Origin of the sequence: Ensifer adhaerens (assembly GCF_000697965.2) — a bacterium.
GTDB classification, from domain to species: Bacteria; Pseudomonadota; Alphaproteobacteria; order Rhizobiales; family Rhizobiaceae; genus Ensifer; species Ensifer adhaerens.
In genome coordinates, this window is the sequence record NZ_CP015881.1 from 845,393 (window position 1) to 867,984 (window position 22,592).

20 protein-coding genes are annotated in these 22,592 nt (G+C 62.9%); 10 read left to right on the top strand and 10 right to left on the bottom strand.

Annotation, left to right across the window (positions count from 1 at the left end):
- Positions 1–2 precede the first annotated feature (2 nt).
- From FA04_RS23510 to FA04_RS23530, 5 genes are all read left to right on the top strand, one after another.
- Positions 3–533: a sigma-70 family RNA polymerase sigma factor gene (locus tag FA04_RS23510; RefSeq protein ID WP_034790462.1), complete on the top strand. Its 531-nt coding sequence runs from the start codon at positions 3–5 to the stop codon at positions 531–533.
- Positions 526–1,287 (top strand): anti-sigma factor family protein, encoded by a 762-nt coding sequence (locus FA04_RS23515; RefSeq protein ID WP_034790465.1) that lies wholly within the window; start codon positions 526–528, stop codon positions 1,285–1,287. Before FA04_RS23510 ends, FA04_RS23515 begins: the two co-directional genes overlap by 8 nt.
- 10 nt (positions 1,288–1,297) lie before the next feature.
- Positions 1,298–2,014, top strand: a complete 717-nt coding sequence (locus FA04_RS23520; RefSeq protein WP_034790478.1) for a Bax inhibitor-1/YccA family protein — start codon at positions 1,298–1,300, stop codon at positions 2,012–2,014.
- A gap of 27 nt (positions 2,015–2,041) precedes the next feature.
- Complete coding sequence (locus tag FA04_RS23525; RefSeq protein ID WP_034790482.1) at positions 2,042–2,608, top strand: DUF2076 domain-containing protein; 567 nt, start codon at positions 2,042–2,044, stop codon at positions 2,606–2,608.
- 401 nt (positions 2,609–3,009) lie between these two features.
- Entirely contained in the window at positions 3,010–4,590 is a 1,581-nt protein-coding gene (locus tag FA04_RS23530) for a TerC family protein (RefSeq protein ID WP_034790519.1), read from the top strand.
- A gap of 56 nt (positions 4,591–4,646) precedes the next feature.
- Here FA04_RS23530 and FA04_RS23535 read toward each other — a convergent pair whose 3' ends face one another.
- Positions 4,647–5,660, bottom strand: coding sequence for a 2Fe-2S iron-sulfur cluster-binding protein (locus FA04_RS23535; protein WP_034790521.1), 1,014 nt, complete (start codon positions 5,658–5,660; stop codon positions 4,647–4,649).
- A 474-nt stretch (positions 5,661–6,134) separates the two neighbouring features.
- Here FA04_RS23535 and FA04_RS23540 point away from each other — a divergent pair, with 474 nt between their 5' ends.
- The 3 genes from FA04_RS23540 to FA04_RS36405 all read left to right on the top strand — a co-directional run bounded on the left by FA04_RS23540 (position 6,135) and on the right by FA04_RS36405 (position 11,102).
- On the top strand, positions 6,135–7,397 hold the full coding sequence (locus FA04_RS23540) for an efflux RND transporter periplasmic adaptor subunit (protein ID WP_034790524.1): 1,263 nt from the start codon (positions 6,135–6,137) through the stop codon (positions 7,395–7,397).
- Positions 7,394–10,573, top strand: coding sequence for an efflux RND transporter permease subunit (locus FA04_RS23545; protein ID WP_034790527.1), 3,180 nt, complete (start codon positions 7,394–7,396; stop codon positions 10,571–10,573). The genes FA04_RS23540 and FA04_RS23545 overlap by 4 nt, the downstream gene beginning before the upstream one ends.
- A 406-nt stretch (positions 10,574–10,979) precedes the next feature.
- Positions 10,980–11,102 (top strand): hypothetical protein, encoded by a 123-nt coding sequence (locus tag FA04_RS36405; RefSeq protein ID WP_255380984.1) that lies wholly within the window; start codon positions 10,980–10,982, stop codon positions 11,100–11,102.
- 53 nt (positions 11,103–11,155) lie between these two features.
- On the opposite strand, the gene FA04_RS23550 is transcribed toward FA04_RS36405, so the two are convergent.
- Positions 11,156–11,473, bottom strand: coding sequence for a hypothetical protein (locus tag FA04_RS23550; protein WP_034790534.1), 318 nt, complete (start codon positions 11,471–11,473; stop codon positions 11,156–11,158).
- A gap of 277 nt (positions 11,474–11,750) precedes the next feature.
- Complete coding sequence (locus FA04_RS23555) at positions 11,751–12,641, bottom strand: LysR family transcriptional regulator (RefSeq protein ID WP_034790537.1); 891 nt, start codon at positions 12,639–12,641, stop codon at positions 11,751–11,753.
- Positions 12,642–12,739: 98 nt separating this feature from the next.
- Between FA04_RS23555 and FA04_RS23560 the strand changes: the two genes are divergently transcribed.
- Positions 12,740–13,489: a sulfite exporter TauE/SafE family protein gene (locus tag FA04_RS23560; protein WP_034790540.1), complete on the top strand. Its 750-nt coding sequence runs from the start codon at positions 12,740–12,742 to the stop codon at positions 13,487–13,489.
- Positions 13,490–13,657: 168 nt separating this feature from the next.
- On the opposite strand, the gene FA04_RS23565 is transcribed toward FA04_RS23560, so the two are convergent.
- Positions 13,658–13,990, bottom strand: a complete 333-nt coding sequence (locus FA04_RS23565) for a DMT family transporter (RefSeq protein WP_034790543.1) — start codon at positions 13,988–13,990, stop codon at positions 13,658–13,660.
- 42 nt (positions 13,991–14,032) lie between these two features.
- A complete protein-coding gene (locus FA04_RS23570; RefSeq protein WP_034790550.1) occupies positions 14,033–14,956 on the bottom strand; it encodes a DMT family transporter in 924 nt (307 codons plus the stop codon).
- A 392-nt stretch (positions 14,957–15,348) separates the two neighbouring features.
- On the opposite strand from FA04_RS23570, the gene FA04_RS23575 reads away from it, so the two are divergent.
- Positions 15,349–16,266 carry a LysR family transcriptional regulator gene (locus FA04_RS23575; protein ID WP_034790552.1) on the top strand — a complete coding sequence of 306 codons (918 nt, stop codon included), beginning with the start codon at positions 15,349–15,351 and terminating at the stop codon, positions 16,264–16,266.
- A gap of 421 nt (positions 16,267–16,687) precedes the next feature.
- Here FA04_RS23575 and FA04_RS23585 read toward each other — a convergent pair whose 3' ends face one another.
- From FA04_RS23585 to FA04_RS23605, 5 genes are all read right to left on the bottom strand, one after another.
- Positions 16,688–18,280: a TolC family protein gene (locus FA04_RS23585; protein WP_082566507.1), complete on the bottom strand. Its 1,593-nt coding sequence runs from the start codon at positions 18,278–18,280 to the stop codon at positions 16,688–16,690.
- Positions 18,277–20,337, bottom strand: a complete 2,061-nt coding sequence (locus tag FA04_RS23590; protein WP_051659198.1) for an FUSC family protein — start codon at positions 20,335–20,337, stop codon at positions 18,277–18,279. Before FA04_RS23590 ends, FA04_RS23585 begins: the two co-directional genes overlap by 4 nt.
- A complete protein-coding gene (gene mdtN, locus FA04_RS23595) occupies positions 20,315–21,379 on the bottom strand; it encodes a multidrug transporter subunit MdtN (protein ID WP_051659199.1) in 1,065 nt (354 codons plus the stop codon). The genes FA04_RS23590 and mdtN overlap by 23 nt, the downstream gene beginning before the upstream one ends.
- On the bottom strand, positions 21,376–21,690 hold the full coding sequence (locus FA04_RS23600) for a YtcA family lipoprotein (protein WP_234798807.1): 315 nt from the start codon (positions 21,688–21,690) through the stop codon (positions 21,376–21,378). The genes mdtN and FA04_RS23600 overlap by 4 nt, the downstream gene beginning before the upstream one ends.
- Before the next feature lie 184 nt (positions 21,691–21,874).
- On the bottom strand, positions 21,875–22,522 hold the full coding sequence (locus FA04_RS23605) for a Crp/Fnr family transcriptional regulator (protein WP_082566519.1): 648 nt from the start codon (positions 22,520–22,522) through the stop codon (positions 21,875–21,877).
- Between the last annotated feature and the right edge of the window lie 70 nt (positions 22,523–22,592).

Genomic DNA, 22,592 nt, shown 5'->3' on the forward strand with positions numbered 1-22,592 from the left:
GTATGGAATCGAAAAAAGGCGCTTTCGACGTTATTGGGCAGCTGGCCGCGCTGCGGCGCTACGCGCGTTCGCTTGCGCGCAATTCGCCCGACGCAGAAGATCTCGTTCATGATGCCTTGGTGAGAGCCTACGAGCGGCGCTCGACGTTCCGGTCGGGAGCGAACCTTCGAAACTGGCTCTTTGCCATCGTTCGCAACGCCCATATCGACCGCGTACGATCGGTAATATCGCGCGGCCAGCGTGACAGCCAGACGGCGCAGGAAGCCGTATCGTCCTACCCGGCCCACCAGGAACACAGCGTCCGGCTCGCTCAGGTTCGCGAGGCGTTCATGCTGCTGCCGGAGGAGCAGCGCGAAGCCCTACATCTGGTTGCTGTCGAAGATCTCTCCTACCAGGAGGCCGCCGACATACTCGACATCCCCGTCGGGACCTTGATGTCGCGCGTCTCCCGTGCACGAGCAGCGCTCAGAGATTTCGAAAGCGGACGGAGGAAGCCTAACCATCTGAAGCTTGTCGGAGGCGACAATGACTGACGTCGAGACGATTACCGATGGCGATCTCGACGCCTACATCGACAATCAGCTCGACGCGACCGGTCGGCTGCGGGTCGAGACCTGGCTTGCCAGGAATCCGGATGCGGCGGCGCGCGTCATGGCCGACCTCGGCATGCGCACCACGCTCAAACTGGCGATGACGTCGGATGTCGTTGCCGGTCGTCCAGAGACGCGCGAGGCGGCCCGGCGCCTTTCTTCTGGGCTTGCGAATGCGCGCGTTTGGAACGCGCTGCAAAAGGTTGCGGCGGTCGGCTTGATGGTGTCAGTCGGGTGGATTGCCCATTCGGCGGTCGGCCCGAGCGAAGTCAATGCCTCGGCCCATCCGCCGGCTTTCGTGGAGCACGCCATCCGCGCCCATCAGACCTCGGTCGTCAGGGCTGGAATGCCGTCGCAGCCTGAGGTTCAGACCTATGACCGGGACGACATTCGTGCCGCGACCGCCATCGTCATGCCGGAGCTCCCGAAGGGCTGGAACGTCGTCGATGTCCAGGTGTTCCCCTCGGAATTCGGACCCAGCGTCGAGATGAGCGTCAAGACCGACGCGGGCACGGTCATTTCACTTTTCGCCGGCAGGCCCGGTCGTTTCGCGGTCGAACCCGTGAAGGATCTCAACCTTTCCAATGCCGAGGCTGCCTGGTGGCAGGTCGGCGAGGTTGCCTATGCCGTCGTTTCAAGCAAGCCGGGCATCGGCCTCAGCGACGAGGCCGAGCTTCTCAAGAACTCACTTTACTGAGGAAACCTTCATGTATCAGAACCAGAACCGCTTCGGCGGCATGAGTCAGGCTTCGGCCGCCGCCCTCGACGAGGGCCTTCGCCAGCACATGCTGCGCGTCTTCAACTATATGGGCCTCGGCCTCGTCGTGACGGGCCTTGTCGCCTTCATCGTCGGCACCACGCCGGCGCTTTACGTGCCGATCTTCTCCACGCCGCTGAAATGGGTGGTGATGCTGGCGCCGCTCGCCTTCGTCTTCTTCTTTTCCTTTAAGATGCATTCGATGTCGGCATCCTCGGCACAGATGACCTTCTGGGCCTTCTGCGCCGTTATGGGCCTGTCGCTCGCTTCCGTCTTCCTGGTCTTCACCGGCGCCAGCATCGCCCGCACCTTCTTCATCGCCGCCACCATGTTCGGAGCGACGAGCCTCTACGGCTATGTGACGAAACGGGACCTCGCGAAGTTCGGTTCGTTCATGATCATGGGTCTGATCGGCGTGATGATCGCCTCGATCGTCAACATCTTCCTCGGTTCCAGCGCCCTTCAGTTTGCCGTCTCGGTGATCGGCATCGTCGTCTTCGTCGGTCTGACCGCCTGGGACACGCAGAACATCAAGGAGCAGTATGCCGACAACTTCGACCAGGAATCCCAGCAGAAGCTGGCGGTCTTCGGCGCTCTCTCGCTCTACCTGAACTTCGTCAACATCTTCCAGCTGCTGCTGAATTTCACCGGCCAGCGCGAAGAGTAACAGTCGCCGATATCAAGGACATATCTTATGGATCGCAATGATCAGCAGGCCATAGACGGCCTGTTCTCCAAGCTCGCCCAGGCGGAGCGCCAATCCGCTCCGCGCGACGCGGAAGCCGACCGCTTCATTCAAGAGCGGATAGGCCAGCAGCCGGGCGCGCCCTATTACATGGCGCAGACGATCGTCGTACAGGAACAGGCACTGGAGGCGGCTCAACGCCGTATCGAAGAACTGGAAGCGCACACCGCACAAAGCCAGCAGCGCGGCGGCTTCTTCTCCTCGATGTTCGGCAGCAACGCTGCTCCTCAGCGCCCGGCGCCACAACAGGCCGGGTATGGCCGTGCGGCCCCGAGCTCGCCATGGGGCAACCAGAGCCAGGCTTACGGCCAGCCGATGCAACAGCGCACCGGCGGCGGCTTCCTCGCGGGCGCCGCGCAGACCGCAATGGGCGTCGCCGGTGGCGTCCTGCTCGGCAATGCGATTGCCGGCATGTTGGGTGGTAACGAGGCCCAGGCCGCTCAACCAGCCGCCCCTGCCCCGGAGCCGGAAGCGCCCGTTGACGACATGGATTTCGGCGGCGACGAAGATATTTGACGCCGCTTTTGGCTTCCGGGGACCATCCCCCTCCCCCGGAAGCCAGCCTTCCCTCAGAGCCAACCCTTTCTCATGATCCCAGCTGCACCAAGCCCACCGCCTGTCCCCCATCCGGTCACGATGACCCGCCACCTTGTCGGTCGCGCAGGGTGGGCGGAGTTCGGCTTGCTGTTTGCCGCCCGCTCCATGGCCTATCCGACAAGGCGGACCACGCGGCATGCCTGACGACGCCGACCCTGACCAACGTTCATCAGACCCTACAAGCGCGGCTCCGCTGAAGCGGTTTCGCGGTCACCTACTTTGCGCCCGCAACCGTCGACCAGACGGGCGGGCGACGCTTTTTCTTTTCCCATCAACAATAGAAGGATTGGCCTTGCCTTGAGGGCTGGCCTTTAAACCCAATGATGTTCGAATGGATGTCTGATCCGGCCGCCTGGGCGGGTCTCGCCACCCTCATCGTTCTCGAGATCGTGCTCGGTATCGACAACCTCGTCTTCATCGCCATCCTCGCGGACAAGCTTCCAGAGCATCAACGGGAAAGAGCCCGACTGATTGGCCTCGGACTGGCGCTGGGCATGCGTCTCGTCCTGCTTGCCTCGATCGCCTGGATCGTGACGCTGACCTCTCCGTTGTTCACAGTGCTCGGCGCTGAGATCTCCGGCCGCGACCTGATCCTTCTGTTCGGCGGCCTGTTCCTTCTGTTCAAGGGGACGATGGAGCTGCACGAGCGCCTCGAGGGCCATGCCGGTCACAAGGAAGGCAAGGTGGAGCATGCGGTCTTCTGGCAGGTCCTCGTGCAGATCGTCGTCCTCGATGCCGTCTTCTCGCTGGACAGCGTCATCACCGCCGTCGGGATGGTTCAGCATCTCTCCGTGATGATGATCGCGGTCATTGTCGCCGTCGGCGTGATGCTGCTTGCGTCCAAACCACTGATGGCCTTCGTGTCGAAACACCCGACCGTCGTCATCCTCTGCCTCGGCTTCCTGATGATGATCGGCTTCTCCTTGATCGTCGAAGGGTTCGGTTTCCATATCCCCAAGGGCTACCTCTATGCGGCGATCGGCTTCTCGGTGCTGATCGAGGCCTTCAACCAGATCGGACGCCGCAACCGCGAACGCTTCATGACGACGGGTGACTTGCGCGAGCGTACGGCAAATGCCGTTCTCTCCCTCCTCGGTCGACGCAAGAGCGAGACGTCGCTCGGCGAAACGGCGGATGTCATCGCGGAGCGGGCGACGGAGGACGAACTGTTCACGCCGGTGGAGCACGAGATGATCGAAGGCGTACTGACACTTGCAGAGCGCCCGGCAAAATCGGTCATGACCCCGAGGCTTGATGTCGAGTGGCTGGATATCGAGGAGAGTGACGACGAGTTGCGCCGCAAGATCATCGAAACAGGTCATTCGCGCTTCCCGATCGGACGCGGCAATCTCGATGAGTTCCTGGGCGTCGCGCTGGCGAAAGACCTGTTGAGAGACCTGCTCGAGACCGGCAAGATCGACTTCAGCCGATCCCTTCGCCAGCCCTTGGTCGTGCATGAAACCGTCAGCGCGCTGCGCCTGCTTGAGCAGTTGCGACAGTCTCCCCTTCAGGTCGCGATCGTCCTTGACGAATATGGCTCGATGGAAGGCCTGGTGACACCAACAGACCTGCTCGAAGCCATCGCCGGCGACTTTGCCGACGATGATGATGATCAGTTGACGGTCGAGCGCGAGGAAGACGGAGCGCTCCTCGTCGACGGGTGGATCGATATCCGGCATGTCTCAAAACTGCTGGAGGTCGATCTCGTGGATGAGGCCGACCGCTACTCCACACTGGCAGGCCTCGTTCTTTGGCGCCTCGGACATCTGCCCAACCTGGGTGAAAGCGTCAGCTTTGGTGGCCTGACCTATGAAGTCGTCGCCTTGGATGGCCGCAACGTCGACAAGGTCAGGATCCGAAGGCCGCAGATGGAGGAACTGACGGGCGCCCAGTTTCGCTGAGCTTCCGCCAGGCTGAGATGAAGCAGTTGCGCCGCCGATTTTGCGCCCGAGAGCGGCTATTCCGCCGGCTCGGGCGTGAAAAACACGTCGGCATGCATGTCTGAGCGGTTCAGGCCGCGCGCAAACGCAACCTCCATTGCCGCATCCACCATCGGCGGCGGGCCGGCGACATAGGCTTTCCATCCGTCGAGGTCAGACAGATCCTCGGCCACAGCCTCCGTCACGAATCCACGACGGTACCCTGCCGAATCGGCCTCCGACAAGACGGGCCTGAAGACGAAATTGGCGTGCCACTCGGCGAGCGCGCGGAAATGATCGACGAGATAGAGATCGCGTTCGCTGCGTGCGCCGAAGTAGAGATGGATCGGCTGCTTCAGGCCGTGGGCAAGGGCGGTTTCGACGATCGATTTGATCGGTGCGAGGCCGGAGCCGCCGGCGATGCAGAGGATCGGGCCGGAGTGGTTCTCTCGCAGATAGGAGGATCCCATCGGGTATTCGAGCGTCACCTTGTCCCCGGCCTTCAAAGCGCCGTGCACATATTGCGAGGTCGCTCCGCCGACCACGTGGCGAATGTGGAACTCCACCCGGCCGTCGCCATGCCGGTTGGCCATGGAATAGCTGCGGGCGGGGACCCCATCGAAACTGACCTGCGCATATTGTCCAGCGACGAAACGAGAGCTGCCCCCATCTTCCGCATCGATGCGCACCAGCTTGATGTCGTGCGTGAGGTCCTCCAGATGCGTAACGATGCCGCTTAGCCGTTGGGGCGTTTGGACGGCATCTTCTTCGCCGCCTCCAAGCCATGCCACGGCGGAGTTCGTTACCGGAAGCGCCCGGCAGGCAAGGATGAGACCGCCGGCTTTCTCCTCATCGGTGAGGGCGAAGGGCGAATGCTGGAGAAGCTCCACCTCGCCTTCGATCAGCCGAGACTTGCAAGCGCCGCACCGCCCGGATCTGCAGCCATGGGGGTAAGGAAGCTTGGCGGCGAGCGCAGCATCGAGAATGGTCTGGTCGGCGTGCACTTCGAGGTTTGTTCGTGCCGATCGTATGTCTATGCGTTTGACGGTCATATCAAATGTTTCCTCACAGAGTTCGAATTCTCTCGCGGGCCGGTTCCTGACGGCGGCAAGCGAAAATGCCCTCAGGCTGCGGCTTCCAGCGCTGGTAAGGTCAAGGGGTATCGGATCACCGCCGACGTTCTCAGTTTCGGAGATTGGAATGCGACGGCGAACCTGGACCGATTGCCTAGTGGGACCCTCGGCGCGACTACACGAATGACGGTGGCGTGGCGCCCCAGCAAAGAGCACAGATCAGTCGTGGTCGGCGGCCCCCCGCCTGAGTGCCAGCCGGGGGGAATACACAAGACGAAAATCCCGATTTTCCAATCTCTTATCGGCAGAACCTGACCATTCGCATCAGGGTGAGCGAAAGAAGTTTCAGGAGGTCTTGACCTTTCCATCGTTGGAAACCGCACCTTCGCGAAGAACTGATCGCTGCCGTGGCCGCCCCGGCCGCAAGCGTGAACAAAATGAAGGTGAACGAGAATGAGTAAAAAGGCCGCCGCCCTGTTCCTAGCCGGTATCGCAACCGTTGGAGGGCTTGCGCTTGCCGACGGCGATGGAATGGGAACCTTCGCCAGTCGGCTTCTTGGGCTTGCCTCCTCGACCAGTGCGTCGGAGGCAGTCGCGGCGACCGGAACCACGGGTGCGCCCATGCCCAAGGTTCCGGTCGCCGAGGTCATCACGCGAGAGGTCGCGCCAGCCGTAGAGTTCACGGGCCACTTCGAGGCGGCAAAATCCGTTGAACTGCGTCCGCGTGTCGGCGGCGCCATCGACAGGGTGAGTGTTCCCGAAGGCGCTCTCGTCAAACCGGAACAGGTCCTGTTCCAGATCGATCCGCGACCGTTCCAAGTCGCCCTGGACGCCGCCAAGGCGCGCTTGAAACAGGCGATCGTTCTTCTCGATCACGCCGACATCGCGTTCCGCCGCGCCAAATCCCTGGCTCCGAACGGGACCGTGTCGCGCAAGACCTATGACGATGCCGAGGCAGTGCGGCGCCAACGGCAGGCCGAGGTCGAAATCGCCAAGGCGGCAGTGGCTGCGGCAGAGCTTGATCTCTCCTTCACGCGCGTCGCAGCCCCGATTGGCGGGCGGGTCGATCGTGTCCGGGTGACCGAGGGCAACCTTGTTTCAGGCGGCAATGCGGGTGCCGCCACGCTCCTCACCACCATCGTCTCGACGGACCCGCTCTACGTCTACTTCGACATCGACGAAGCGACGTTTCTCGATTTTGGCGGGCGAGCGCGTCCTGACAATGGAGAAGGCGGAACCGAGAAGTTGCCGGTCGGGATTGGCCTCATGACGGATGCCGGTTTCCCCCATGCCGGCGTGCTCGACTTCATCAGCAACCAGGTCGAACGCAGCACCGGCACGATCCGGGCCCGCGCGATCGTCCGGAATCCGGACGGACTGCTGGCCCCGGGTCTGTTTGCTCGGGTGAACCTTGTGACGGCCCAGCCAGCCCGCACCGTTCTGATCGACGATCAGGCGATCGGTACCGACCAGGGTCGCCGCTATGTGCTGACGCTGGGCTCGGGGAACAAGGCCGAGTACCGGCCGATCGAACTCGGTCCGATGATCGACGGCTTGCGTGTCGTCGCAAGCGGTCTCAGGCCGGGTGAGAAGATCATTCTCAAGGGCCTCGTGCGCCCTGGTATGGAGGTTGACCCGCAGACGGTTTCGATGGTGTCGGGCGAAGCGGCCAAAGGTGACTTAGCGGCCGCCGCTTCGCAGGAGGCGCGTCGATGAACATTCCACGCTTTTTCGTCGACCGCCCCATCTTTGCGGTCGTTCTCTCCGTATTGATGCTGATCGGCGGTGGCCTGACCCTCCTAAAGCTGCCGCTCAGCGAATATCCCCAGGTGACGCCGCCGACCGTGCAGGTGACCGCAAGCTATCCGGGTGCCAGCCCCGAAGTGATCGCCGAAACGGTTGCGGCTCCGCTGGAGCAGGTGATCAACGGCGTCGAGAACATGCTCTACATGAGCTCGCAGGCCGCAACTGACGGGCGCATGACGCTGACGGTGACCTTTCAGCAGGGCACCGATCCCGACATGGCGCAGATCCAGGTTCAGAACCGGGTTTCGCGCGCGCTTCCGCGTCTGCCGCAGGAAGTTCAGCGCATCGGTGTCGTGACGCAGAAGACCTCGCCCGATATCCTGATGGTCGTGCATCTGGTTTCGCCCGATGACCGCTACGATCCTCTCTACCTATCGAACTTCGCGACGCTGCAGGTCCGCGACCAGCTCGCGCGCCTGTCGGGTGTGGGTGACGTGCTCGTCTGGGGAGCCGGCGAATACTCCATGCGGGTCTGGCTCGATCCGGCCAAGGTCGCGGCGCGCGGATTGACCGCTTCCGACGTGGTTGCTGCAATCCAGGAGCAGAACGCTCAGGTGGCCGCCGGCTCCGTCGGCCAGCAACCGGATGCCTCGGCAGCGCTGCAGGTCACGGTCAACACGCTCGGCAGGCTATCCAACGAAGAGCAGTTCGGCGCCATCGTCGTCAAGACCGGCGCCGATGGCCAGGTCACCCGGCTGCGCGACATTGCCCGCATCGAGTTGGGCGCCGACTCCTATGCGCTGCGCAGTCTTCTTGACGGCAAGCCGGCGCTGGCGCTGCAGATCATCCAAAGCCCCGGCGCCAACGCGCTCGACGTGGCGAGTTCCATTCGCGCCACGATGGAAGACCTGCAGAAAGGCTTTCCTGAGGGCATAGAGTATCGCATCGCCTACGATCCCACCGTCTTCGTGAAGGCCTCGCTGGAGGCCGTGGTGATGACGCTACTTGAAGCGATCGTGCTGGTCGTCATCGTGGTCGTGCTTTTTCTTCAGACCTGGCGCGCGTCGATCATCCCGCTGGTTGCCGTGCCGATCTCCTTGGTCGGCACATTCGCGCTGATGTACATGTTCGGCTTTTCGCTCAACACGCTGTCGCTGTTCGGCCTGGTCCTCTCGATCGGGATCGTGGTCGACGACGCGATCGTCGTCGTCGAAAACGTCGAGCGTCACATCGCGCTTGGCGAAACGCCGAAGGAAGCGGCGCGCAAGGCCATGGACGAGGTGACCGGGCCGATCATTGCGATCACGTCCGTGCTCTCGGCCGTGTTCATTCCGTCAGCGTTCCTATCCGGCCTGCAAGGCGAGTTCTATCGTCAGTTCGCCTTGACGATCGCAATCTCGACGATCCTGTCCGCGGTCAACTCCCTGACGCTTTCCCCGGCGCTAGCCGGCGTGCTTCTGAAGCCGCACCACGGCGAGGTGAAGCGCGATCTCCTGACGCGCGTGATAGACGGCCTGTTCGGCTGGTTCTTCCGGCTCTTCAACCGGTTCTTCGAGCGCGCTTCGAACGCCTATGTCTGGTCCGTCCGCCGTGCCGTCAGGTTCAGCGCGCTCGTCCTTCTCGTCTACGCTGGCCTGGTCGCCACGACATGGCTGGGCTTCCACACCGTGCCGAACGGCTTTGTCCCGGCGCAGGACAAATACTACCTGGTCGGCATCGCCCAATTGCCGACAGGAGCCTCGCTCGACCGAACCGAGGCGGTCGTCAAGAAGATGTCGGAGATAGCCCTCGCGGAACCGGGCGTCGAAAGCGTCGTCGCTTTTCCGGGGCTTTCGGTCAACGGCATGGTCAATATTCCCAATGCCGCCGTCATCTTCACGATGCTGAAGCCCTTCGACGAGCGCAAGGATCCGTCCTTGTCCGCATTCGCGATCGCAGGTCGCCTGATGGGCAAATTCAGCCAGATACCCGACGGCTTTGCCGGCATCTTCCCGCCGCCGCCCGTCCCGGGTCTCGGTACGACCGGCGGTTTCAAGTTCCAGGTCGAGGACAGGGCCGGGCTCGGCTTTGCGGCGCTTGCCGAAGCGCAGGGCGCGATTATGGGCAAGGCGATGCAGACGCCGGAGCTTGCCGGAATGCTTGCAAGCTTTCAGGTGAATGCGCCGCAGGTGCAGGTGGACATCGACCGGGTGAAAGCCAAGTCTCAAGGAGTGCCGCTCAACACCATCTTCGAAACGCTGCAGGTCAACCTCGGTTCTCTCTACGCCAACGATTTCAACCGCTTCGGCCGGACCTATCGCGTGGTGGTCCAGGCAGACGCGCCATTCCGCATGCAGCCGGAAGACATTGGCCGGCTGAAGGTGCGCAACGCGGCGGGCGCGATGATACCTTTGTCGGCGCTGTTGACGGTCAAGCACAGTTCGGGACCGGATCGCGTCATGCATTACAACAGCTTCCCGTCGGCCGATATCAGCGGCGGTCCGGCGCCCGGCTATTCGTTCGGCCAAGCAACCGCGGCCATAGAACGGATCGCGGCGGAGACGCTGCCACCCGGCATGACCTTCGAATGGACGGAGCTCGCCTATCAGGAAAAGCAGGCCGGAAACACCGCGATGTACATTTTCCCTCTGTCTGTCCTGCTGGCGTTTCTCATTCTCGCCGCCCAGTACAACAGCTGGTCTTTGCCCTTCGCCGTGTTGCTGATCGCGCCGATGGCGCTGCTTTCCGCAATCGCAGGCGTCTGGTTTACCGGCGGCGACAACAACATCTTCACGCAGATCGGCTTTGTCGTTCTCGTGGGGCTCGCGGCCAAGAATGCGATCCTGATCGTCGAGTTCGCGCGAGCGAAAGAGGATGAAGGTGCCGATCCTCTGTCCGCCGTGCTTGAGGCGGCCCGCCTTCGGCTCAGACCGATCCTGATGACGTCGCTTGCCTTTATCGCAGGCGTCGTTCCGCTGGTGATTGCTAAAGGCGCTGGCGCAGAGATGCGCCACGTCATGGGCATCGCCGTCTTTGCCGGCATGCTCGGCGTTACCTTGTTCGGCCTCGTATTGACGCCGGTATTCTATGTTCTGGTGCGGAAGTTGGCGATCCGGCGGGAAAAAGGCCGAATCCCTGAAGGGGCGTCGCTGGAACAGCGAGCCTAAACCAACCATAACCATCGCACGCGGTCATGTCGGGAAGCCAGATGGCCACGTGCGATGCCTCCCGTCCGAAGGCAAATCCGATCGGCCTGGCGAACTGAGCGCAAGTGCAAATAGTCGTCAGGTTTGCCGGCTAGGGCGCACCTGGTTTCCGGTCGCAAACCGCAGGGCTCACGCAAACGTGCAAGGACGTGACCGGCAAAGGATTGCATCGGGTCGAAACCCTGCTAACACCCGGCTCCTCAAGCACCGCGTTGGAAGATCAGCAAGCGGTCGACGTCGGAATTTCGAGTGGGGCACTGCTTTGCCTGGCGCTCTTCGTTGATCCCGACCGACCTCTCTCCCATATGCGACGAGCCCGGCCTCTCCTCCCGGCGGGCTCGACAACAACGACCCAGGAAGAATAAAAATGAACAATAATGGACGCCTATCGGGCAACTCCTTCGCTGCGCATAACCTGCGCGATCGCCTGGCGGCCGACGGTCTCGCCTATCTGGTCGCGCTGATGCCCGTATTCCTGTTGCTCTGCTAAGCTCGACTGCCGCGTTTCAGGACGCCTGTCGTGGACGCGCTCTGTTCGCGGCCTCAAAGCCACCTTCGGCGCAAGAAAGATCCCCATTCGGCTTCAATTCTCAGCTTTCGGAGGCGATCGCCGCTTGTGACGTGCGCGGCGTAGGAATTGGTAAAGGTGACGAGCAGGATGCGCGCCATCTTCGGATCTCCTTCGGTTCGCTCAAGTTCGTCGGCGATCTCTCGGTAGAGAGCTTCGCTCGACGTGGGCTCGGCGATACGCCGTTCCGCCATCTCCAGCATCCGTTCGACAAAGGCGAGATCGATCACATAGGCCGGCATCGATTTTCCGATCATGATGATGCCCCGCTGCCTGCAGAAGAGGTCCGGCATGGTGTCTCGTGCGTGGGAACGCACGGGCGGTCCGTCTGAGAGAAGGTGGGAGTCCGGGGCGTGTCCTGTCCTGTTCGGAAAAGTATCATGCTCCATCTCCTTCTCACGCTATAGGCCCGGCAAGGATCGGGCCGAAGGATATCCCTATGGGAGCCCAACCGCCAAAGGCGCGAAGAGTTCCAAGGGAAAATCAACTTTTGCGATCAAAGGTCGCCTTCGCGCGACGACGCCAAACGCATGGAAGGGAGCGCGTGAGGCTACCGGCGCGTTTCTAAGGTCAATGCGAACCGCTCGAGCCCAGATGCTCGAACAGGTCTCGCGCCGGCGGGGACAGTTCCTCTTCCGCGCGCACGCAGACGGACAGCCGCCGCGTCGCCCAGTCATCAGCAAGGCGCACGAACGCGGTCTTGGGAGATCTGCCGCCGCGCCGTGCCGCCGTCTCCGGCATGATGGCAAGGCCGACACCCGCCGAAACCATGTGACACATGCCTTCGAAGCTACGCATGCGCGAGCGCATCTTCAGCGTCAGCCCCAATCTCCGAGCTTGTGCATCGATATGGCTCTGCAATGCGCCATCTGCCAAGCCGACGAAAGGCTGGTCCGCAATGTCGGCGAAGAGTGCCCGCCTGCGTGCCGCGAATACGTGATCGCGTGGGATGACGGCGACGAGCCGGTCGACGGCAAAGGGACGCAGTTGCAGGCCGCCAGTATCGACCGCGTCCGAAAGAATGCCGATCTCCACGAGGTCGGCGGCGACGGCTCTCGCAATCTCGATGCTTTGCCGTTCCTTCAGATCGACGTCGATCCGCGGATGCGCCGTCATCCAGGCGCCGAGCCGCTGTGGCAGAAACTCTGTGAGTGCGGCGGTGTTCACCGCAAGCCGGATTGTTGCTCGAAGGCCATCGGCGTGTTCACCAAGCTCGCCGCGCATCCGCGCCATCTGGCGCAGGATCAGCCGGGCGTGATGCGCGAGCGCTTCTCCGGCCGGCGTCGGCCGCACCCCGCGGCGACCACGTTCGAGCAGTTTGACTTTGCCGATCATCTCCATGTCGCGCAGACGTTCACTTGCCGCCGGCAACGAAAGCCCGGCATCCGCAGCACCATGGGTCATGCTGCCGGCATCCACCACGGCAAGAAACAGACGAAGGTCGATAAGATCGAAACGCATGCAAAGGAGGCTAACGGAAAAACAGCCTTCGGACCAGCCGAAGTCTGACTGCGGATGATCCGCATTGTGCCGATGCGGGTATACGCTATGCCGATGGCATGTTCGATCTTGCTCCGTCCCTCGTCGTTGCGATTGCCGCAACTTTCTTCGCCGCCGGCATCCTCAAGGGCGTCACCGGCATGGGGTTGCCGACCTTGGCGATGGGCGTGCTCGGTACGCTCATCTCTCCACTTGCGGCCGCCAGCCTGTTGATTGCCCCGTCCTTCGTGACAAATGTCTGGCAGCTTCTCGCGGGCCCGAGCTTCGGCGCGCTTGCGCTCCGGCTTTGGCCGATGATGCTGGCGATCGTTCTTGGCACGCTCAGCGGTTCTTCGGTGCTTGCCGGTGGCAGCACCGCGCTCACGACGGGCGCGCTTGGTGCGGCCCTCCTTCTCTACGCCGCCTTCACGCTCTTTGCGCGCCAGCTTCGCGTTCCGGCGAAGTGGGAGCCGTGGCTGTCTCCCGTGGTCGGCGCGGCAACCGGGATCGTCACGGGCGCAACCGGCGTCTTCGTCATCCCGGCCGTGCCCTATCTGCAGGCGCTAGGTCTTGAACGGGACGAACTGGTGCAGGCGCTCGGCCTCTCCTTCACCGTCTCCACAGTCGCCCTCACCGCCGGGCTCGTCTGGCGGGGCGCTTTCGAGGCCGACAATCTGCTCTTCTCCGGCCTCGCGATTGCGCCGGCGCTCGCCGGCATGTGGGCGGGGCAAGTCGTTCGCAACCGTGTCGACCCGCCCGTATTCCGGCGCTGGTTCCTCATCAGTCTGCTCGTCCTCGGCGCCGAAATGCTTGCGCGGCCGCTTCTGTAGGTCCTCGCCCAGTCCGTGGTTTGGTCATCTTGGGACGGAAAACTGCCGCTACGGGACCCATTACGCAAGACGCGGATCGCGCTGGCTGACGTTCCCAAGAGCTTTGCTGAGAAACATCGATCAATATATTGAAGAAACTACGTTTTAATGCCGACTCCGGCCCGGAATTCAGGCCGGCACGATCTTCAGCGCGATGACACCGCCGGCGATCACCAGCATTGCGGTTGCCCGCGAGACTGTGATGGTTTCTCCAAAGAGCAGCACACCGCAGAGCACGGAACCGACGGCGCCGATGCCGGTCCAGACCGCGTAGGCTGTTCCGAGCGGCAAGGTCTTGAGCGCCTGGGTGAGCAGGGACAGAAAGATCACCAGGGCAACGATCGAGACCAGCGTCCAGGACAGGCGGCTGTAACCGTTCGAGAACTTGGTGCTGACGGCCCAGGCGACGTCTGCAACGCCGGATAGCACGAGGTAGATCCAGGCAAGCGATGTGGATGACATGGCAATTCTCCAGGGTTCGGCAGATCGCGATCGGTTGCGGCTTCAGACGAGTTTAATAACGGCGACACCGGCCAACAGCAGCACCACGCCGCCCAGGCGCAGCCCCGACACGGACCTCTGCGGCAGACGGAACCAGCCATAGCGATCGACGAAGACACTTGCGACCTGCTGGCCGGCCACGGTGAGACCAACCGCCGCGGCCGCACCAATCGCTGGGATTGCGGTAAAGACCGTGGTGACATAGGTCGCTCCGGCGAGACCACCGAGCCAACCCCACCAGGGCATCGTCTGCACGCCGGTGATGTTGGGACGGGATGTCTTTTGCCCGGCGAGCACCAGAAGCATCACCGCGGCCATGGCGAGCGTGGCGACGAGAAACGAGATCGCACCCACCGCGAACGGCGCACCCCCGAGATCATGGCGCAGGAGCGCATTGACGGCACCCTGGACCGGGAGCACGGCCCCTGCCATCAGCGCAAGGGCAATCCAGCCAAGCCGGTCGACTTTAACATTGTCTTTTCCGCCTTGCCCGAACACCACCATAGCAACCCCGAGGAGCACGACGAGCGTGCCAACGGCGGCCCCGACCCGCAGTCCCGTCGGCGGAACGCCCAGCAAGCCGAAACTATCGAGCGTCAGGGAGGCGAGCATCTGTCCGGCTATGAACAATCCGACGGAAACGACGGCGCCAAGGCGGGGGAAGAGAACGATGGTCGAGACGACATAGACGGCTGAGGCGGTGCCTCCGACGAGATGCCACCACTTGACCGCGGGAATTGCACCAAGCGCGGCGATTGTTCCCGTCAAGAGGGTGACGAGAAGCAGCAGACCGGTACCAATCGCGAGCTGAAGTGTGGTCGCCGCAAAAGGCGATCCGACAGCTTTGGAAAGTTGTGCGTTGGCACCCGCCTGGACAGCGAGCAGACCACCCGCAAACAAGGCCAATGGGACGAACAGGGTCTCCATGACGGGACCTCCTTGATGAGAATGAGTTGAAAATGGAGGAAGGGTTGATCAGGTGGACGTGCTCTGGTGCGCCCGGACCTGAGGAAGGTGCGGGGCGGTCGGGTGATCACTCGTCTCAGGCACCAGATCGCTGAAGAATGGGATCATCTTGCGTCGCTCCACCGATCGGCCCATCCGATCGTGACACCATCTTTAGACGGTGCTCGGTTGCAGAACGATCTGTCGTTTCGCCTACTGCCTCTGCATATTTGCACAGCCGCTTCAATGACGGTACCACAGCGAATAAGGCGTTTGACCGTGGAGCTCGATTGCGCAGAGCGATTGACAATACGCGGTGATAGCGGTGCAAATTCGCTCATCCGATGAACAACCTGTCTTAGGTTTGCCCAATCATGCACAGCCATCACCGTATCGACTGGGAAGACCTCCGCTTCGTTCTGGCAGTCGCGGAGGCGAACTCCCTTGCTGCTGCTGCCCGGGCGCTTGGCGTCAATCACACAACAGTGTTAAGGCGTGTCGGGTCGTTCGAACAGAAGCTCGGGGTCCGGCTGTTTGACCGCCTCCCGTCCGGCTACATGCTCACCGCCGGCGGCGAGGAGCTGCTGGCCGTGGCCCGGCAGATGGCTGAAACGGTCACGGAGCTCGAGCGCCGCTTGACGGGTCAGGATCTGCGGCTCGAGGGTAGCCTGCGGATCACCACCACGGATACGCTGATGGCGTCCATCCTGCCGTCGATCCTGGCGGATTTCCGTCAACGCCATCCCGGCGTCCTGCTCGAGGTCAGCACCTCGAATGCGCTCGCAAACCTCTCGCATCGCGACGCGGACGTTGCCATCCGCCCCGCGGTCGATTCACCGGATGCATTGGTCGGTCGCCGGATCGCGAAGGTCGCTTTCGCCGTCTATGCGGCGCCGTCCTATCTCGATGTGCGGGAGCTGACAGCCGACACGCTGGACATTGCACGGGAGCACTGGATCGGGCTTGGTGACGCGCTTGCGTCCACGAGCGTGGCACGATGGATGCGCGCGACGCTCGTGGCACCCGCGGTCTTGCGTTGCGATTCGCTGGTTACGGCCCGCGAGGCGGCAAAGGCCGGCATCGGTCTTGCGGCCCTGCCCTGTTATCTCGGAGACACGACGCCCGGTCTCATCCGTATCGGCGCACCGGTCGCCGATATGACGAGAGAGCTTTGGCTTCTCACACACGAGGATCTGCGGCGCACGGCCCGCGTCAGCGCCTTCACCGAATTTGTTGGCCAGGCGCTCGCGAAACATCGGCCGCTCCTCGAAGGCAACAAGCCCTCAACTTAGGAGTTCCCCCGGGAACGGCCAATGCGGACGGAGCGCTTAAGATCGCTTTAAATCCAGTTGATCAGGGACACGTCAGATGCCAAGCTCAGTTTGCGAAACCTATCCCGGAATATGCGAAAAAAACCGCCTGAAGTATCCGCGGCCACCCCGCCTCCTGCGTGCTGCCAACCAGAACCTCCGAGGTGCGCCACGGCCGATATCGTTCGCGCCGGTAGCCATTTCACTGACCGTTGAAAGCGAAAGCGCTTCGGCAATCCGGATCGGATCGGCTATCTCGATGCTGGGATTGCTCGTTCTTGCCGCGTACGCCGGGACGACGGCCGTTGCAGGGATTCTTGCCGGCGGATTCGATGGACTGTTGATCGAGGCGTCGTCGAACCTCTGGTGAGTTCGGCACTGGGCGACCCGTCGCCTCAGGCCGTCAGAAGCGATTGACCGCATTGCGGTTCGTCAACGTTCCCGTTGCAAAAGCAAGGCTTGCCGCGGCGACAAGCGTGTCGCTGTAGGCGGTCGCCTTTGCGACTTTCGCCTGGAGCAACGCCGTCTGCGCGATGCTGACATCGGTGATCGTGCCCAGGCCCTGCTTGTAGTAGTCGACCGCAGCATCGTAGGTCGTCTGAGCGGCCGTCGTCAGCTCGCTTGCGGCCGCATAGCCGGCCAGGCTGGTGCGCAGCAGATCATAGGCGACGACGACTTCCCGCGCCGCAGTGTTTTGCAACTGCGCCATCTCCTGCTCGGCAGCGCCGACCTGCGCCATCGCCGACTGCAACCGCGCGTCGCGCAGTCCGCCATCGTAAATCGGGAAGCTCAGGCCGATCATCAGGTTGGCGTTCGGCTGGTTGACGCGGATCGTCGAGCGCTGGTCGAAACGGGTGTCTTCGACGCTGAGCGAGCCGATATTGCGGTTCACGTTGCCCACCAGCGCGACCTTCGGCATGAACTCCGCGCGGGCGGCCGCAATACCGTTCTTGTCGGCCTGCAGGCGGGCAAAAGCCGCCTGCACATCCGGGCGACGCTGGAGCGATGTCGCAATCAGCCGGTTGAGGTCCTCGGGCACAGCCTTCGGCAGAGCACGATTGCTGCCGTCGGCGATGCGGATCTCGAGCGTTGGCGAGACCCCGACCGCTTCGAGAAGCGTCATATAGGCATTGCGCTCGTGCCCTTGCGATTGGGTCAGGTTGAAGCGCGCCTGCGCCACTTGCTGGTTTGCCTGCGCGACTTCGATCGATGTGGCGATGCCGCGACCCATGCGCGCCTTGGCGGCTGCCTGGACAAGCTCGGCATTCTGCACCGTCTGGCGGGCGATCTTCAGCTGAACACGCGCCGCCGTCAGGACGAAATAGGCGTTGGAAACATCGAAGATCAGCTTCTGGTGCGTACCGTTGAAGGTCACGTTTGCGGCAAACGCCAATTGCGTTGCCGCCTCTCTCCCCGCATCCCGCCCGCCGAAATCGAGAAGCAGCCACTTGACCGTAAGGGATGGAATGAACTGCGCGCCAGTTGTCGTCAGCGTGCCGGGGGCGATCGGTATGGGACCGCCGATGCCGGGCGCAGTCGCCGACGTCTGCTCCAGACCGGCGAGTACATCGGCCGTCAGGAGAGGCAGGTACACCGCTTCGGTGATGCCGACGGCAATCGCCGCCTGCCGGGCGCGCTGCCAGGCGGCACGGGTGATCGGATTGGTTCGCTGGGCGATATCGACCAGTTCCGGCAAGCTGTAATCGTGTTTCGGATCGATCGACGGCGTCGCGATCGTAATCGGGATCTCAGGGTTCGGCGCGAGAGAGAAATCCGGCGCGCCGGCACTCACCTTCGAGGCGTCCTTGGTGCCCGTTCCCGAAACGGCCGGCCGGTCGGCGCTCGGTGGCGCCAGATCATCGAGTGCAGCGGACGTGCAGGCTGCCGGGATCGACAATGCGCCAAGGAGAAGAGAGCCTCGGGCAGCACGGCACATGCTTCGGCAAAGGGCGATCACCCCTACCGAAACCCACCTCGCCCCCGCAGAAACCATCATTCCAAGGCATCCCCCGCTGCCAGCCGCCGAACCACAGTCTCGATCTTCTCGTAGAGTGCAAGCCTCCAGGCGAGCTCGTCGCGAATTCGCCGGGGAAAACCTCCGGCATGTATGCTTGCCTTCCGGGCGCGGGCGAGACGCGCTTTCAGCCGCCGAAGCGCCAGGGCCAGATCCGCACTGGGCTTCGGCCGGTGCCATGCCTCTAATCCCTCGGCCTGATCGTTCAGCCATTGCGCCACCGCGTGTTCATAGCCGAGAACCGCGCGCTTCAGCGGCGTCGGCGCGCCCCGCAACGGACCGAAGGCCCGGTCGTGTTCGCGCAATTCGACGATCGGGGGGGCCAGTTCCTGCAGGCTGAGGGCAATGCGCTCCGTCGTCCGGGCATCGATGTCTCCCCGCCGCACGTTTGCAGGCTCGAAACGCAGCAGTTCACTCTGGCGCAATGCGCCAGCGACACCGCTGATCAGGTCGGCATAGTCGCCGGTGGGGCCGCCGCGGCGCGCTAACAGATTGGCAAGCGTGGCACCGCTCGTAGCAAGGCTCTTGCGTATTCCCTGCCCGATGCTGACCGGCCAGATCGTCGAGAAAACGACCGAAACGACGATGTTGCCGAAGACGATGCCGATGATGCGATCCCGCGCCTCGTTGAGATCCAGACTCGGGCCGAAGCCGTGCAGCACGACGAGAAAAAAGCAGAGCGCCATCTGCCAGCCGATATAGGAAATGCGCTCCGAGCCGACGGAGATCCATGCCGCAATGAGGCTGACCGCACCGACAAGAAAGGCGAGCTGGCCGATATCCGTCATGTGCGGCACGAGCCAGATCGTCGAGCCAATCGCCACGGCGCCGCCAAGGAGGCAGCCCGTCAGCCGCAGTGCCAGCTTGTGCATGGTCTCGCCCGTCGTTCCAAGCGCTACCATGAAACAGGTGATCAGGGCGGTGTGGATCGCAAACCAATCGAGGGCCGTGTAGGTGATGTAGGTGATCATCACCGCAAGCAGAGCCTTCAGCGCGAACTGCGTGTAGAGCGGATTGCTGAAAGCATCCGGCAGGAAGAACCCTCCCTTATGCGCATCTGACACCGGCCCGGGCGGGTCTGCTTCCGATAGGATATCGACGATCCTTTCGACCTGATGCGCCGGGAGCGCATCACCGGCTTCAAAGGCGCGAAAATCGGGTGAGCTTAGCAGCGTCTGTTCCGGCGGCTTCCGCCTGCGGATCGCTTCGGCAATGCGGCGAAGAACCTCCGGCGCCGCAGCGTTTTCCCGCGGCCTTCGTTCATCAAGCGATAGGGCGAGTGCCAGCGTCAGCAAATCATAGGACGCGTCCGTCGCCGCCTGCATGCGCGGCACGTCGTGCTTGTCCATCAACGCCAGAAGCTTTGAGAACCCGGCATATTTCTTGAGCTCGCCATTGCCTTCGGCCAGCAACGTCGCAGCCACGCGTTTCGCCGCGTGGTCTCCACTGGACAGGAGCTGGCCCGCCACCTCCAACCGCTCGGCGATCGCCGAGCGTAGCCGTCGCGCCGGGCTGTGGCCGGTGATGAGATGGATCGCGATCAGGTAGACCACCGGGAAGAACACGACCACCCACATCCAAGCGAGCCCTCGGATCAGCAGTTCCGGGATCGGCACGATATCGTAGAGCGTCATGACGAAGGCAAAGACCATGGCGACCGTACCGATCGGCGGCCCGGCACGGCTTGCCTGCGTCAGGTACATGCCGCCGAAGGTAAAAAAGGCGACAAGTGCCAGGCGCAGTGCCGGTTCGTCCGCCACCACCATCAGGCAGACGATGGCCAGCAGAATTCCGATCGTCGCCCCGACAAGCAAGCCGATGGCGATCAGGATGCCGGAGCCGGCATCAGCTCTGAACGCGAAGAAGACGAGATAACAGGAGATCGCCGCTTCGGGGACCCGCAGCGCCATCGCCGTTACAGCAACCAGCGTGGTGACCAGCGCCATGCGCAGGGAAAGGTCCAGCCGGCCCGGATAGGGTTGCAATTCGTCCCAGAGGATCGACGTGTAGCGGACGCTACTTCGCGGCTGGAACAGCATCGGCGTCGTTATGCGCGGGCCCGATGACGACGACGGCGGAGGCGCCGACGCGCATCAGGTCCTCCGGCGGATTTTCAAGCCGCACATGCACGGGAAAGCGCTTGGCGACCCTCACCCAATTCAGCGAGTTGGAAACGATCGGTATGCCGAGGATCGTGGCGGAATCTTCCGAACGCACGCCCCAGCCGACGCCCTCGACCGTGCCGGAAATACGGCGCTCCGGATCCGCCATCACGAAGACATCGGCGCGGCTGCCGATGGCGATCGCCTTGAGTTCTGTTTCGCGGAAGAAAGCGACGGTTTCCCATTCGGCGGTATCGATCAGAGTGAACAGCGTTTCGGCGGGAACCACGACCTTGCCGACCGTCGTGCGCAAGCCGACGATCTTGCCGTCGAAGGGCGCCCGCACGATGGTGTTCTCCAGGTCCCGCTCGGCAAGTGCTACCGTCGCGCGTGCGACATCCGCCTGGGCTTTCCGAGTGTCGAGGGTACCGATCACCCGGTTGGCTCCGTGGGCCGACTGCAACGCCTGAGCAAGGCTGACTTCGGCGTCTTTGACGGCGGTTCGCGCCTCGTCAACTTGCTGCGCCGTCACGAAGCGCCTCGGCAAGAGCGGCTCCAGCCGTTCCTGTGTCTGGCGCGCAAGCAAGACATTGTTCTGAGCACGGGCGATCTGCCGGTCCGCAACGTCGGCATTGGCGCGCTCGAGATCGAGATTGCGCTCTCCCTGCGCCACTTCCGACTGCGTCGCCTTCAGTTCGGCCTGCGCCTGTTCGAGACGCAGGCGATAGGGTTCCGGATCGAGGCGGAAGAGCACGTCGCCCTTCTTCACGCTCGCATTGTTACGCACCTCGACGGCGATTATCCGGCCCGGCACGCTCGCGGCGATCGCAACCGTCGGCGCATCGATTTCAGCGACGTCCGTGCGCGGGCTGCGGTCGACCTGCCAGAAGGTGAAATAGACCGCGACGGCCGCACTGGCGATGATGAGCGGGCCGAGAGTGCGTGCAACTGCACGCCGGAAGACGTCATCGGCACTCAATTCGGCGCTCCGCCAAAGGCCAGAAACCAGTAGACGATGCTGGTGGTGAGCGCGAGCGAGAGGTAGACGAGAAGCGGCGCGGGCAGGTGTTCGTCGATACCGGCGTGGACGAGGATCAGCCTTGCGACAACCGTGGTGACGATACCAAGCCCGGCACAAAGCAGCCAGGCTGGAAAGTAGGACCCGAACACCACGACCGACGGGGCAAGCGGATCCCGGGCACACCCCGCGGCCGTCAGCATCCCCACCGATAAAAGTGCGCGCCCGATCGTCCACCGCCGGCGGCCGGCACGCATGCTAAGTCGAACCACACCATCCCCCGTGTCATGGCCATTGTCATGCAATTGCCGATACTGGTGAATTACGCGAGCCAATTCAACCATTCATGGACCTGCATCACCAGGGTTCGAGAAACGACCGGTCGTTGAGGGGCTGGTGATCTGTCGTTCTTGGGACGGACGGCCTCGCCCCATGTAGAGGCGATCAAGGGTCGGGCTAGTTGTCGGCGCGCTCCGCCAGGCGCCGCAACCCGGGAATGTCCTTCAGCGTCAGCTTCTGCCGTCCGCCGACGACCAGACCCTGCCCCTCCCAGGCGCTGAGGATGCGCGAAACCGTGTGCAGCGTTGTCCCGGTCATCTCGGCGATATCCTGGCGTGAGATCGGAAAGTCGATGCGGATGCCGCCGCTTTCGGGTTTGCCAGCCTGTTCGGCGAGCCGGAGCACCGTGTGCGCGACGCGGCGCTCTACCTCTTCAGTCGACATCTCGCGGATACGGGTATGCGCCTCGTCGAGCCGCTGGCCGATGGTGTGGAGGGCATTGACCGCAAGGTGAGGATTTTTCTCGACGAAGATGTTCCAGAGCTCCGTCGGCCAGGCGAGAACCAGGCTTTCGGTCGCCGCCGTTGCGGTGCCCGGATAGTCGCTGCGCTGGAGCGCTCGGGCAAAACCGAAGAGATCGCCGGGATTGACGACCCGCACGATGATCTGCTGCCCGTCCTTGGTGACCTGTGTCACCTTCAGCCGGCCATTCAGCAGCAGGAAGAAGAAATCGGCCGTGGCCCCCTGTTCGAACACGGCTTCGTTCTGCGGCACGCGCCGCACCGTGGCGCGCGTCAGCAGCGTGTCCAGTTCCGGGTCGCTCATCTTCTGAAACAGGGGGAGCGATTTGACGAGTGTGCGATCGAGTGCAGCCACGTTGGCCCTATATCCTGCC

Bases quoted from the DNA above. Each gene is read 5' to 3' on its own strand.
- FA04_RS23510 (WP_034790462.1), top strand. From the start codon at position 3: ATGGAATCGAAAAAAGGCGCTTTCGACGTTATTGGGCAGCTGGCCGCG.
- FA04_RS23515 (WP_034790465.1), top strand. From the start codon at position 526: ATGACTGACGTCGAGACGATTACCGATGGCGATCTCGACGCCTACATC.
- FA04_RS23520 (WP_034790478.1), top strand. From the start codon at position 1,298: ATGTATCAGAACCAGAACCGCTTCGGCGGCATGAGTCAGGCTTCGGCC.
- FA04_RS23525 (WP_034790482.1), top strand. From the start codon at position 2,042: ATGGATCGCAATGATCAGCAGGCCATAGACGGCCTGTTCTCCAAGCTC.
- FA04_RS23530 (WP_034790519.1), top strand. From the start codon at position 3,010: ATGATGTTCGAATGGATGTCTGATCCGGCCGCCTGGGCGGGTCTCGCC.
- FA04_RS23535 (WP_034790521.1), bottom strand. From the start codon at position 5,660: ATGACCGTCAAACGCATAGACATACGATCGGCACGAACAAACCTCGAA.
- FA04_RS23540 (WP_034790524.1), top strand. From the start codon at position 6,135: ATGAGTAAAAAGGCCGCCGCCCTGTTCCTAGCCGGTATCGCAACCGTT.
- FA04_RS23545 (WP_034790527.1), top strand. From the start codon at position 7,394: ATGAACATTCCACGCTTTTTCGTCGACCGCCCCATCTTTGCGGTCGTT.
- FA04_RS36405 (WP_255380984.1), top strand. From the start codon at position 10,980: ATGAACAATAATGGACGCCTATCGGGCAACTCCTTCGCTGCGCATAAC.
- FA04_RS23550 (WP_034790534.1), bottom strand. From the start codon at position 11,473: ATGCCGGACCTCTTCTGCAGGCAGCGGGGCATCATCATGATCGGAAAA.
- FA04_RS23555 (WP_034790537.1), bottom strand. From the start codon at position 12,641: ATGCGTTTCGATCTTATCGACCTTCGTCTGTTTCTTGCCGTGGTGGAT.
- FA04_RS23560 (WP_034790540.1), top strand. From the start codon at position 12,740: ATGTTCGATCTTGCTCCGTCCCTCGTCGTTGCGATTGCCGCAACTTTC.
- FA04_RS23565 (WP_034790543.1), bottom strand. From the start codon at position 13,990: ATGTCATCCACATCGCTTGCCTGGATCTACCTCGTGCTATCCGGCGTT.
- FA04_RS23570 (WP_034790550.1), bottom strand. From the start codon at position 14,956: ATGGAGACCCTGTTCGTCCCATTGGCCTTGTTTGCGGGTGGTCTGCTC.
- FA04_RS23575 (WP_034790552.1), top strand. From the start codon at position 15,349: ATGCACAGCCATCACCGTATCGACTGGGAAGACCTCCGCTTCGTTCTG.
- FA04_RS23585 (WP_082566507.1), bottom strand. From the start codon at position 18,280: ATGATGGTTTCTGCGGGGGCGAGGTGGGTTTCGGTAGGGGTGATCGCC.
- FA04_RS23590 (WP_051659198.1), bottom strand. From the start codon at position 20,337: ATGCTGTTCCAGCCGCGAAGTAGCGTCCGCTACACGTCGATCCTCTGG.
- FA04_RS23605 (WP_082566519.1), bottom strand. From the start codon at position 22,522: ATGAGCGACCCGGAACTGGACACGCTGCTGACGCGCGCCACGGTGCGG.